The sequence below is a fragment of the Streptomyces sp. NPDC036813 genome, assembly GCF_055609245.1.
In genome coordinates, this window is record NZ_JBVJPV010000017.1 from 71,098 (window position 1) to 83,955 (window position 12,858).

Genomic DNA, 12,858 nt, shown 5'->3' on the forward strand with positions numbered 1-12,858 from the left:
CCTCGCGGGCCGCGCTGACCACCCGCCTACCGTTCGCTGACCACCGCTGACCGCAGCCGCCGACCCCGCTCGAAAGCCTTGTCGTACGCCTCGGGCGACAGACACGCACGCGTGCGCCGTGCCGTGCGTACGACGTCGGGGTCGCCGTCCAGGCGCAGGCCCCGCAGGCCCGCGGCGGCGCCCAGGAGTTCGGCGGCCTCCTTCGGCCGGACGGCGAGGCCGGCCAGGGCGTCGGCGACGTCCGCCAGCAGCAGCACGTCGGACGACGGCAGGGCCTGGGCGCGGGCCTGGGCGAGCCAGTCGCGTGCCGCGCCGGCGTCGCCCTCGGCGGCGGCCGCGCGGCCCAGGCCGATCAGGATGCGTACCGTCTCGCCGACGCTGAACCAGGTGGCCGCGCACGCCCGCAGAGCGTCCTCGTAGTGCACACGCGCGCGTGCCGTGTCACCGGCATGGCGGGCCACGTCACCCAGGCCGCGCAGCGCGCCCGCCACCTTGTCGGCGGCACCGGCGCTGCGGGCGAGGTCGCGGCAGCGCGCGAAGTGCGCGGCGGCCTCCTCGTGGGCTCCCCGGGCCAGCAGCACGTACGCGCGCCGGTGCAGCAGGTCCGCGGTCTCCTCAGGCGCGTCCAGCTCCCGCACATGCGTCAGGCCCTCGTCGAGCAGCGCGAGCGCACGCGCGTGTGCGCCGCGCGCGTGGGCGAAGCCGCCGAGCGGGTCCAGGCAGTTGGCCATGCCCCAGCGGTCACCGGTGGCGCGAAAGCCCTCCCACGCGCGCGTGAACACCTCCTCCGCCTCGTCCGCGCGCCCCGAGAACCACGCCTGGTACGCGAGACCGAGGTCCAGCAGGGCCCGGCCCCACGGCTCGTCGCCGACCTGCACGCGCACCTGCGCGTCGACCGTGAGCTGCGGGCCGCCGGTGAGGGACCACAGGACCACCGTGAACGGCAGCCGCAGCGGTGCCCTCAGCGTCGCCATGACGCAGGCCGCCCGCGCGACGAGATCCGGGTCGGCCGGGTCGTCACCCTGCCCGGAGACCGCGTTCATCAGACACAGCGCGTACTCCTCGGCCAGGCCGGCGGGTGGCTCGTCGCCGACCGCCGAGAGCAGCGCGCGCGCCTGCGGCACTCGTTCACCGTGCAGGCCGCGCAGCCGGCGGAACCAGGTCAGGGCGGCCATCAGGCGCAGCGCCTCGCGCGGGGCGGTGTCCGTCAGACGGCGCAGGGCCGCGTCCAGGTTCTCGTGCTCGGCGGCCAGCCGGGCCAGCCACGGCAGCTGCTCACCGCCGCGCAGATACGGCTGAGCCCGCTCGGCCAGCTGAAGGAAGTACGCGGCGTGCGCGTCCTGGAGCGCTGCCACGCAGGCCGGGTGCTCGGCGCCGCCCGCCAGTTCCTCCGCCGCGAACGCGCGGATCGTCTCCAGCATGCGGTAGCGGCCGCCCGCCACCTCCACGAACGACTTCTCCACGAGGGACGCCAGGACGTCCTCCGGGTCGGGCACCGCGCACACCGCCGCCACCGCGTCGAGGGTGGCACCGCCGCGGAACACCGTGAGCCGGCTCGCCAGTTCCCGCTCCCGCCGGTCCAGCAGCTCCCAGCTCCACTCCACGACCGCGCGCAGCGTGCGGTGCCGGGGCGCCTTGGCGCGGTCGCCGCGGGCCAGCAGCCGGAACCGGTCGTGCAGCCGCTCGGCCAGCTCCTGCGGCGACAGGGTGCGCAGCCGGGCCGCGGCCAGCTCGATCGCCAGCGGCAGCCCGTCCAGCGCCCGGCAGATCTCCGGCACGCGCGCGTCGTCGCCGTCGACGTCCGCGCGCACGGCACGCGCCCGGTCCAGCAGCAGCCGTACGGCCGGCTCCTCGGGCAGCGGTCCCACCGGGACCAGCACCTCGCCGGTGATCCCCAGCGACTCCCGGCTGGTCGCCAGGATGCGCACGCCGGGGCAGGCACCGAGCACCAGCGCCGCGGTCCGCACGGCGGCGTCGATCAGGTGCTCGCAGTTGTCGAGCACCAGCAGCACCGCGCGGTCCTCCAGCGCGGCCAGCAGCCGGTCCGTGGCGTCCGTGGCCGGAGCGCGGAACCCGTCCCGCACCCCGAGCGCGGCCAGCACGGCGTACGGGATCCGCTCGCCGTCCGCCAGCGGCGCCAGCTCCACCAGGCAGACGTCCGGTGCGGGGTCGTGCTGCGCGTCGGACGCCGGCCGCCAGGGCTGTTCCGCCCGGTCGCCGAGGTGGCCGCGGGCCGCCTCCAGGGCGAGCCGGGTCTTGCCGGCACCGCCGGGACCGGTGAGCGTCACCAGCCGGGACCCGGCGAGCGCCTCCGCGATCCGGGCCAGCTCGGCCTCCCGGCCGACGAACCGGGTGAGCTGCGCCGGCAGCCGGGGCCGGGACGGGGCGTCGGGGCGCGCCCGCAGCAGGTCCAGGTGGAGGGCGGACAGCTCCGGTGACGGGTCGGCGCCCAGCTCGCCGGCGAGCGCGCGGCGCGCCTGATCGAACACCGCGAGGGCCTCGGCGGGCCGTCCGCCCGCGTGCAGGGCCCGCATCAGCTGCCCGTACAGCCGCTCGCCCAGCGGATGCTCCGCGACCAGCGCCCGCAGCTCCGGCACCAGCTCCGCGCCGCCGCCACCCCCGAGGTCGGCCTCGATCCGGTCCTGTACGACGGCCAGCCGCAGTTCCTCCAGGCGCGTCCGCTCGGCGTGCGCGTCGGGCAGGTCGGGCAGCGCAGGGCCGCGCCACAGGGCGAGGGCGTCCCGCAGCAGGGCCGCCGCCCGCGGATGATCACCGGTGGCGAGGGCGGTGCGTCCCTCGGCGGCGAGACGGGCGAAGCGGTGGGCGTCGACGGTGCCGGGGTCCACGGCGAGCCGGTAGCCGGCCCCGGCACCCTCGACGGCCGGGTGCGGGCCCAAGCGGCGGCGCAGCCGGGAGATCTGGGACTGCAGCGCGTTCATGGCGTCGCCGGGCAGCTCCGCGCCGTACAGGCCGTCCAGGAGCCGTTCCGCGGGGACGGTGCGGCCGGCGTCGAGCAGCAGCAGCGTGAGCAGGGCGCGGGGGCGGGGGCCGCCGGGGGAGAGGGGAACGCCGTCGTCGGTGAGGATCTCCAACGGGCCCAGGATGCCGAAGCGCATTCTGCGGATTCTGGCAGGCCGGCGTGTGCCGTGGGTACGGCAAAAAGCCGGCCCACCGAGGTGGACCGGCTTTGTGCAGCGAACCGACAGTGGCCGCGCGCTTTAGCTGTGCGTCAGCGCGAGACCTTGCCGGCCTTGATGCACGAGGTGCAGGCGTTCACGCGCTTCGGCGTCCCGCCGACCACGGTACGCACACGCTGGATGTTCGGGTTCCAGCGACGGGGCGTACGGCGGTGCGAGTGCGAGATGTTGTTGCCGAAGCCCGGCCCCTTGCCGCAGACGTCGCAGTTGGCAGCCACGGGTCACTCCAAAGACTTCAGATGCACTTACGGTTAATCCCGGCATGCCGGGACGGATCCTGCGATCGGTGAGTGATCTGAGATCTGAGTGGCGCTGCCAGGGGAACAGCCCGATGGGATCGGGCAACCGGAGCAGCATACAACGACTGCGTCCGGACAACGAAACTACCATGACGGGCCAGGGGTCCGGCCACGGCCCTCTTCCGGCGGGCACCGGGCCGGGGTCTACTCTGCGTCCCACGTTCAGCAGCTCAGGGAGGCGCAGGTGGCGCAGGTGCCGCAGACATTCTTCGATGCTCTCGCGGTGCGCACGTGGTGCTCCCTCGCGCTGGACGCGCTCGGTCGCGCGCGCGAGGAGATCGACGCGATCAACGTCTACCCCGTGGCCGACGGGGACACCGGCACCAACCTGTATCTGACCCTGGAGTCGGCGGCCGGCGCGGTCGAGGCCGTATTCGCCGGGTACGAGACCGGCGGCGGGCGGCCGTCGCTGGCCGACGCCGTCCACGCGATGGCGCACGGCGCGCTCATCGGGGCGCGCGGGAACTCCGGGACCATCCTCGCCCAGCTGCTGCGCGGCATGGCGCAGGTTCTCGCCGCCCAGGGTGACGGCTCTCACACCGACGGGCCGGGACTGCGGCGCGCGCTGCGCTGCGCGGCCGACTCAGCCCGGCAGGCCGTCGCCCACCCCGTCGAGGGCACGGTGCTGACCGTCGCCTCGGCGGCCGCCGACGCCGCCGAGGGCGCGGACGGTGCGGGCGGCGACTGCGGGACGATCGCGCGGGCCGCCTACGACGGGGCGCGCACGGCGCTCGCCGCGACCCCCGGCCAGCTGGCCGCCCTGGAGCACGCGGGGGTCGTGGACGCCGGCGGACGGGGGCTGGTGGCCGTGCTGGGGGCGCTGGTGGAGACGTTCACGGGGGAGACGCCGGCGGATCCCGGCGGGCACCCGCGCGTGCGGGCCGCCTCGCAGGCGCGCGTGCCCGCCCAGACGCTCATCGCCTGCCCCGACGCGGGAGCCGCTCCCGACGAGGAAAGCCCGGCCTTCGAGGTGATCTACCTCCTGGAGGCCGACGACGACGCCGTCGCCCGGCTGCGCCGACGCCTGGACGCCCTCGGCGACTCGCTGGTCGTGGTCGGCGGCGACGGGCTGTGGAACGTCCATGTGCACGTCGACGACGCCGGCGCCGCCGTGGAGGCCGGAGTGGAGGCCGGGCGGCCGTACCGGATCCGGATCACCCACTTCGGTGCCGACGACGCGCACACCGCGCGCGGCGAGCGCCCGCCCCGCGAGCGGGCCCAGCGCGCTGTCGTCGCCGTCGTCCCGGGCGAGGGCCTCGCCGGGCTGTACGCCGAGGCGGGCGCGACGACGGTGCTCGCCCGTCCCGGGGAGCCGCCCGCCAGCGGGGAGCTGGTGGAGGCCGTACGGCGTGCCCACGCGCGCGAGGTCGTGCTGCTGCCCAACGACCCCGAGCTGCGTCACACCGCCGCGGCGGCCGCCGAGCAGGCCCGCACCGAGGGCATCCGGGTGGCGCTCATCCCGACGCGGTCAGCGGTCCAGGGGATCGCCGCGCTCGCCGTGCACGAAGCCGACCGCCGCTTCGACGAGGACGTCGTCTCCATGACCTCGGCCGCGGGCGCCACCCGCTACGCCGAGGTCACCGTCGCCGAACACGAGTCATGGACCACGGCCGGCATCTGCCAGGCCGGTGACGTCCTCGGCCTCATCGACGGCGACGTCGCCGTGATCGGCGCGGACGTCACCGCCACCGCCGAGACCGTCCTGGACCGCATGCTCGCGGCCGGCGGCGAACTCGTCACCCTGGTCCTCGGCGACGAGGCCCCCGACGGAGTCACCGACCGCCTGGAGACCCGGGTGCGGGAGACGTACCTGGCCGTCGACACGGTCGTCTACCGGGGCGGCCGGCAGGGCGCGCTCCTGCTGATCGGCGTGGAGTGACCCCGCCGCACGGCGGTTCGGCGTGCGGCGGGGGTGCCGGGCGCGGTGAGACGGTGCTCATGGCCGTGCGGCGGGGGTGCCGGGCGCGGTGAGACGGTGCTCATGGCCGTGCGGCGGGGGCGGCGGGCGCGGTGAGACGGTGCTCATGGCCGTGCCGGGCGGCGGAGGGCGGTCTGAACGTGCTCATCGCGGGCGGCGGGGGTGCGGGACGCGGTGCGAACGTGCGCGGCGCCCCGCCGTACGGCGGGGCGCCGGGGCGGTGCGAACGCACTCAGCCCGTCCCCTCCCGTGCCGCCTGCGTCAGCCGGCCCGCCTCCGCCCGGCGGGACGCGGCCGTCTCGTCGTCCTCGGGGGCGGTTTCGTACGCCGTGAGGACCGCACGCGCGCGTGCCTGTGCCGCGTCGGGCCGGCCCAGTTCGGCGGCCAGCCAGCCGGCGGCGAGTTCCGCGCCGGTGCGGGCGTGGATCGCGTGGGGGCCCAGGGAGGCGAAGACGGTGATCGCCTCCTCCAGCTCGGCCAGGGCGTCCTCGAACGTGTCCGGGCCGCAACGGGCCAGCAGATCGCCGAACTGACGGTGGGTGTGGCCCAGTTCCGCCGTGACCCGGTGCCGTGTCCCCTCGTCCCCGTCCGCCGCCGTCAGCGCCGCCGCGCACTCCTCGGCGGCCGCCGACATCAGCTTCCGGGCCGCCGCCGGGCCGTCCTCGGCACGCAGCGCCAGCCACGCGCGGGCGCGCAGCGAACGGACCAGGCCGTGCACGTCGTCCACCGCGCGCCACAGCTCACCGGCCCGCGCGTAGGCCTGCCCGGCCTCCTCGGCCAGCCCCGCCGCCTCCAGGCTCGTCGCGGCGAGGTGGGCGAGCGTGGCGTGGTCCTGCTGCTCCGGCCAGTGCCGGGCGATGTCGGCCGCCTGCAGACGCCGTTCGGCCGCCGCGCGGTGCTCGCCCAGCTCGCCCAGGCAGTCGCCGAGCCACCACAGCGTCTGCACCACCGCCCCGTCGCCGTGCGTCTCGGCGCTCACGTCGGGCAGTGCCGACTCCAGCACCTCCGCCGCCTCCGCCCACCGCCCCTGCCGGACCAGGAGCCCGCCGAGCTGGTGCCGCGCCCAGGCGCCCAGCGTCGGCCCCTCGCCGGCCTCGTCCGCCCAGTGAGCGGCCTCCAGAGTGTGCTCGGCGGCCTCGGCGACCTCACCGCGTCCGCCGACGACCTCGGCGAGCTGGAGGTGCAGCTGGGCCCGCCCGACCGGCGCCAGCTGCGCCCCGCCGTGTTCCAGGGCCGCGCGCAGCGCCCGTTCGGCCTCGACCGGGTCCCCGAGATGATGGGCGAGCTGCGCCAGCCGCGCCTCGTACTCCACCGCGAACCACGGCACCCCGGCGTCGGTGAACTCCCGGGCCGCCCGCGCGAACAGCTCCGCGGCCGCCCGCGGATCCCCGCCGTGCACGGCCAGTTCGCCGAGCATCGCGAGCCCCTCGGCGTGCCGTGCCGCGAGCCGCACGTCGTCACCGGTGCGGCCCTCGACGAGCGCCAGCACCTCCCGTACGGCCCCCTCGGCCCGCTCGGCGACCCCGGCGTCCACCGCCCCCTCGGCCTCGTGCACGCGCCGCATCAGGATCCGCGCCCGGCTCATCAGCACCGACGCGGTCTGCCGCAGCCCGGTGCCGTCCCCGGCGTACAGCGCGAGCACCCGGTCGTACGGCTCCGCGACCGCCGCGAGCCCCGCGTCCACGTCACCGGCGAGTGCCCGCACGTACGCACCACGCCCGCGTGCCGCGAGCGCCTCGCCCTCGTCGCCCGCCCGCGCGTACAGCTCTGCCGCGCGCTCGAACAGCTCGGCGCCCTCCTCGCCCCGGCTCATCGCCTCGTGGTCGAGGAGTTCCGCCCGGTCGTACGGCGCCAGCTCGGCGTCCTGTGCGGCCCGCGCCACCGCCGCCCACGCCTCGAGGGCGTCCGGGCGCAGCGTGTCCGACAGCCGCCGTGCCTCGGCGAGCAGCGTGGGCAGGTCGCGTTCGACGGCGGGCTCGGCCACGGGCGGGGCCACCGGTGCCTGCGGAGCCGTCCGCACCGACCGCACGCCCAGCGGCAGCCGCTCCACCAGCGGCCGCTGCGCCATCCGCGCCCGTGCCCACTCGCTCACGTACGCCGTGCCGTTGCGCCGGTCGAAGCGCTCGGCCAGCGTCAGCGCCTCGGCACGCGCGTGGACCGCGAGCTCCCCCGCCGTCCACTCCCGGCCCGCCGGCCCCGGCACCCGCTGCCCGGCCAGACCCAGCTCCACCAGGCGGTCCATGAGCAGCGCGACCACCGCAAGGAAGTCCATGCGGCTGCGCGGATGCCCGTCGTCGGTGAAGTACGCCGGCCGCTCTGCCAGCAGCTCCAGCGCGCGTGCCTCGTTGCCGCTGAGCGCGCAGAACTCCACGTGGTCCGCGAACGCGCCCCGCATGCTCTCCATGGCCCGCACCAGCCGCAAGCCCCGCAGATGGTGAGCGCGAGCCTCGTCCAGGCGGCCCAGCCGCAGCAGCGGCACCAGCGACGAGGCGAGCGCCGTGTGCGGCTCGTGCGCGCAGCTGAACTCGCCCTCCAGGACCGGCCGCCACGCCTCGACCGCCTCCGCGTCCCGTCCCCGCTCGGTGTGCCACCAGCCCTGCTGGTGCAGTTCGCAGGCGTGACAGTCGGCCATCTCGTCCCGGTCCGCCGCCAGCCACCCGGCATAGGCACGCTCGGCCCGCGCGATGTCTCCCACATGGGCGGCGACGGACAGCTCCGCGCTGCGCACCGCCCGTTCGGAGTACCCGGCGAGCCGATAGCGGTGCTCCATCTCGCCGAGCCACTTCTCTATCGACTCCAGCGGGATGTGCGGCTGGTCGAGCATGCCGGACGACATCCACTTGAACACCCAGTGCAGCGAGTGCGCCTCGTACGCGTCGAAGTCCTCCGGCCGTTCGTCCCACATGCGCAGCAGCCGCGCGAACGGGACGAACATCTTCGCCTTCTCGGAGCTGTAGTTGTAGACCTTCAGCTGGTGCCCGAGCGCCTCGATCACGGCGAGCGGGATGTCCAGCTTCTCCGCCTCGGCGAGCAGCTGCTCCGCACGCGCGTTGCGCGCCGGGCCCTCCGGCTGCTCGGAGTTCTCCGCCATCGCCCGGCGCAACGCGTCGAAGTCCGTGATCTCGTTCACCGCTGCTCGCCCTCCCCGTGCGTCGCCCATTCCAGCAGCCCGATGAAAGCGCGGTTCAGCAGCGCCGAGTCGGCGGGCCTGAGCGGGCGCTGCGCCATCAGCAGCGCCTGTCCGTACAGCGACTCCGTCGCGGTGCCGATCAGCTCCGGATCGCCGAGCGCGCTGATCCGGCGGACCAGCGGATTGAGGTGGTTCAGCACGAGACGCGCGCGTGGAGCACTGCCGCGCAGCGAGCCGAGGATGCCGGCCCACAGGTCGTCCGCCTGCTCCTGCGCCTCGGCCCGCGCCTGCTCGTGCCGGGCCGCCCGGTCGTCCAGGTGCAGCGCGGGCACCGACAGCGGGTGGAAGGCCCGCAGCACGACATCACATCCCAGCGGGTCCAGCTTGGCCCGCGCGGCCGCCAGGAAGCCCGCCAGCGCCAGCTCCACGTCCGCGTCGACCCCGTCCAGATGCGCGGTGACGGTGTCGGCGTCCAGTTCGGCGACCACCGTGCCGGGCCGCACCGAGGGCAGCGCCTCGACCAGCTCGCTGTCGTAGGTGTAGCCGCCGTTGACGACACCGACGCCCTGCGCGGAGGCGATCGGCGCGACCTGCCGGTACTCCTCCACCGTCCGCGTGAAGTGCACCACCGGGTGCCGCTGCGCGAACTCCTCCAGCGACAGCCGCCCGTCCGTCGTCTCGAACGGCAGCCACGGCAGCATCGTGCGCAGCATCTCCGCGTCGTGCCGCGCGAGCGACTTCACCCCCAGGTAATGCACCGACAGGAAGGCCGCGAGCCGCTCCGGGTCACCGGCCGCGAGCGACGTCAGCCAGGACCGGATCCGCTCCCCGAGCGCCTCCCGCACGGCCGCCAGCGTCTCGTCCTCATACAGCGACTCGCGCGAAGCGGTGGGCCGCAGGCTGTCGGTGTCCAGCACGCAGCGCACGAAGAACGCCCAGTCGGGCAGCAGCTGTTCGGCCCGCTCGGTCAGCAGCATGCCCTTCAGGTGCACGCGATGCCCCGCCCGCTGCGCCGGGCTCACCGCCTGGGGCAGCACGTACGCCACCCCGCGGATGCCGGCCACCGGCACGTCCAGGTCGATGGAGTCCAGCGGGGTGAACCCGAACAGCCCGTGGCAGTGCCGGGCCAGAGCCACCCGGCGCGTCGCGGGACTCGGATAGGAACGGTCCCAGGGCGCGGGCAGGTCGGTGACCGCCTCCTCGCCGACCCGCACGTCGTACGGCAGCAGCGAGCCGAAGTCCCGGGCCAGCGTCAGCACCCGCTCGGGCGTGAGCCACTCGGTCGCCCCGGGGCGCGCGGTGAGGTACACGGTCGTACCCGGCTCGGGCCGGTCCGTCACCGGCAACGTCCGCACGGTGTACGAGCCGTCGTCGCGTGCCGTCCACTCCACCGGCGGCGCGTCGGGCGTACGGGCGCTGCGGCTGACCACCCGGATCCGCTCGGCCACCACGAAACAGGCCAGCAGTCCGATGCCGAACTGCCCGAGGAAGTCCGAGCGCGCCTCGCGCAACCCGTCCGACCGCTTGGAGCTGCGCCCGATGGTGGCCAGCAGGGTGTGCACGTCCGCCTCGCTGAGGCCGATCCCGGAGTCCTCCAAGCGCAGGGCGCCGCCCTCGGCGTACAGCCGCACGCGGGCGGGGGCGCCGGGTTCCTCGGCGCGGCGCGCGGTGATCGCGTCGACGGCGTTCTGCAGCAGCTCGCGCAGATAGACCTTCGGGCTGGAGTAGAGGTGATGGGAGAGCAGGTCGACCAGACCACGCAGGTCGACCTGGAACGAATGAGGTGTCTGAGGTGACTGGGATGCCTGGGATGACTGTGAGGTCTGCGAGTCCATCGTCACAGCGCCGCTGGTGGGGGAGGGCCGAGGGCGCGGGGTCGGGCGGTCCCGGTGGGGCGGGGATCCGCGGGGGATGGCCGGAGCGCGTCATCCTACGGCTCGAACGAACGTCCTGACCAGGGATTTCCGAAGACGTCCCCAAGCTGTGAACGGTCCCCGCCGCCGCACGTCGTGGCGGGGAGTCACAGCACGTCTTCGGCATTGTCAGTGCCGTGGTGTGCAATGGATCTCGTGCCCGCACTGCAAGAACCTCTGAAGAAGGTGCTCGGCCCCGCCACCGCGAAGGTGATGGCCGAGCATCTCGGCCTGCACACCGTCGGCGACCTCCTCCACCACTACCCGCGCAGATACGAGGAGCGGGGCCAGCTCACCCACCTCGCCGACCTCCCCATGGACGAGCACGTCACGGTGGTCGCCCAGGTCGCCGACGCCCGCCTGCACACGTTCGCCTCCTCCCGGGCCCCGCGCGGCAAGGGGCAGCGGCTGGAGGTGACCATCACCGACGGCAGCGGCAGGCTCCAGCTGGTCTTCTTCGGCGCCGGCGTGCACAAGCCGCACAAGGAACTGTTGCCGGGCACCCGCGCGATGTTCGCCGGCAAGGTCTCCGTATTCAACCGCCGCCTCCAACTCGCCCACCCCGCCTACGAGTTGCTGCGCGGCGACGGCGAGGAGAGCGTCGAGGCGTGGGCCGGTGCGCTCATCCCCCTCTACCCGGCCACCGCGAAACTGGAGTCCTGGAAGATCGGCAAGGCGGTCCAGACGGTCCTGCCCAGCGCCCAGGAGGCCGTCGACCCGCTCCCCGACAGCCTGCGCGAGGGCCGCGGCCTGGTCTCCCTGCCCGAGGCCCTGCTCAAGATCCACCGCCCGCACACCAAGGCCGACATCGCCGACGCCCGCGCCCGCCTGAAGTGGGACGAGGCCTTCGTCCTCCAGGTCGCCCTCGCCCGCCGCCGCCACGCCGACGCCCAGCTCCCGGCGGTGGCCCGCCGCCCCAGGCCCGACGGCATCCTCGCCGCCTTCGACGCCCGCCTGCCCTTCACTCTCACCGAGGGCCAGCAGAAGGTCTCCCAGGAGATCTTCGACGACCTGGCCACGGAACACCCGATGCACCGGCTCCTCCAGGGCGAGGTCGGATCGGGAAAGACGATGGTCGCCCTGCGCGCCATGCTCGCCGTCGTCGACGCCGGCGGGCAGGCCGCCATGCTCGCGCCCACCGAGGTGCTCGCCCAGCAGCACCACCGGTCCGTCACCGAGATGATGGGCGAGCTGGCCGAGGGCGGCATGCTGGGCGGCGCCGAGCACGCCACCAAGGTCGTCCTGCTCACCGGCTCCATGGGCGCCGCCGCCCGCCGCCAGGCGCTCCTCGACCTCGCCACCGGTGAGGCCGGCCTCGTCATCGGCACGCACGCGCTGATCGAGGACAAGGTGCAGTTCCACGACCTCGGCCTGGTCGTGGTGGACGAACAGCACCGCTTCGGCGTCGAGCAGCGCGACGCCCTGCGCGGCAAGGGCAAACAGCCCCCGCATCTCCTCGTCATGACCGCCACGCCCATCCCGCGCACGGTGGCCATGACCGTCTTCGGCGACCTGGAGACCTCCGTCCTGGACCAGCTCCCGGCCGGCCGCTCACCCATCGCCAGCCATGTCGTCCCCGCCGCCGACAAACCGCACTTCCTGGCCCGCGCCTGGGAGCGGGTGCGCGAGGAGGTCTCGGGCGGCCACCAGGCCTACGTCGTCTGCCCCCGGATCGGCGACTCCGCCGACGAGGCGGCCGAGGCGCCGGACCCCAAGAAGGCCAAGAAGTCCCCCGAGGACGACGCGGACAAGCGCCCGCCGCTCGCCGTCCTCGACGTCGCCGAACAGCTCGCCCGCGGCCCGCTGAACGGCCTGCGGGTCGAGGTGCTGCACGGCAGGATGCACCCCGACGACAAGGACGCCGTCATGCGCCGCTTCGCCGCCGGCGAGACGGACGTCCTGGTCGCCACGACCGTCATCGAGGTCGGCGTCAACGTCCCCAACGCCACCGCGATGGTGATCATGGACGCCGACCGCTTCGGCGTCTCCCAGCTGCACCAGCTGCGCGGCCGGGTCGGCCGTGGCGCGGCCCCCGGGCTGTGCCTGCTGGTCACCGAGATGCCCGAGGCGAGCCCGGCCCGCCAGCGGCTGAACGCGGTCGCCGCCACGCTCGACGGCTTCGAACTGTCCCGGATCGACCTCGAACAGCGCCGCGAGGGCGACGTCCTCGGCCAGGCCCAGTCCGGCGCCCGCTCCTCCCTGCGCGTCCTCGCGGTCATCGAGGACGAGGAGATCATCGCGGAGGCGAGAGAGGAAGCGGCGAGGATCGTCGCGGCGGACCCGGAGCTCGAGGGGCTTCCGGGCCTGCGCACGGCACTGGACGCCTTGCTGGACGACGAGAGGGAGCAGTACCTCGAGAAGGGCTGACAGACTGGGAGCAGTCACCTTCTGCGTACATCAG

The 12,858-nt window shown here is 74.9% G+C and carries 6 protein-coding genes; 2 read left to right on the forward strand and 4 right to left on the reverse strand.

The genetic code is table 11. From position 1 onward, the window contains the following. Positions 1–26: 26 nt before the first annotated feature. Positions 27–3,116 carry an AfsR/SARP family transcriptional regulator gene (locus ACZ67Q_RS30710; RefSeq protein WP_471188791.1) on the reverse strand — a complete coding sequence of 1,030 codons (3,090 nt, stop codon included), beginning with the start codon at positions 3,114–3,116 and terminating at the stop codon, positions 27–29. Between the two features lie 113 nt (positions 3,117–3,229). Further along, the gene (gene rpmB / locus ACZ67Q_RS30715) at positions 3,230–3,415 is read right to left on the reverse strand and encodes a 50S ribosomal protein L28 (RefSeq protein WP_004924906.1); all 186 of its coding nucleotides are present in this window, start codon (positions 3,413–3,415) and stop codon (positions 3,230–3,232) included. A gap of 265 nt (positions 3,416–3,680) precedes the next feature. Here rpmB and ACZ67Q_RS30720 point away from each other — a divergent pair, with 265 nt between their 5' ends. Beyond that, positions 3,681–5,375 carry a DAK2 domain-containing protein gene (locus ACZ67Q_RS30720; protein ID WP_471188794.1) on the forward strand — a complete coding sequence of 565 codons (1,695 nt, stop codon included), beginning with the start codon at positions 3,681–3,683 and terminating at the stop codon, positions 5,373–5,375. A gap of 271 nt (positions 5,376–5,646) precedes the next feature. Here the strand turns inward: ACZ67Q_RS30720 and ACZ67Q_RS30725 are convergent, their stop codons facing one another. After that, a complete protein-coding gene (locus ACZ67Q_RS30725; protein ID WP_471188797.1) occupies positions 5,647–8,544 on the reverse strand; it encodes a tetratricopeptide repeat protein in 2,898 nt (965 codons plus the stop codon). Further along, the gene (locus ACZ67Q_RS30730; protein ID WP_471188799.1) at positions 8,541–10,379 is read right to left on the reverse strand and encodes an HSP90 family protein; all 1,839 of its coding nucleotides are present in this window, start codon (positions 10,377–10,379) and stop codon (positions 8,541–8,543) included. Before ACZ67Q_RS30730 ends, ACZ67Q_RS30725 begins: the two co-directional genes overlap by 4 nt. Positions 10,380–10,604: 225 nt before the next feature. On the opposite strand from ACZ67Q_RS30730, the gene recG reads away from it, so the two are divergent. Beyond that, a complete protein-coding gene (gene recG / locus ACZ67Q_RS30735; RefSeq protein WP_471188802.1) occupies positions 10,605–12,824 on the forward strand; it encodes an ATP-dependent DNA helicase RecG in 2,220 nt (739 codons plus the stop codon). The last annotated feature ends 34 nt before the right edge of the window (positions 12,825–12,858 follow it).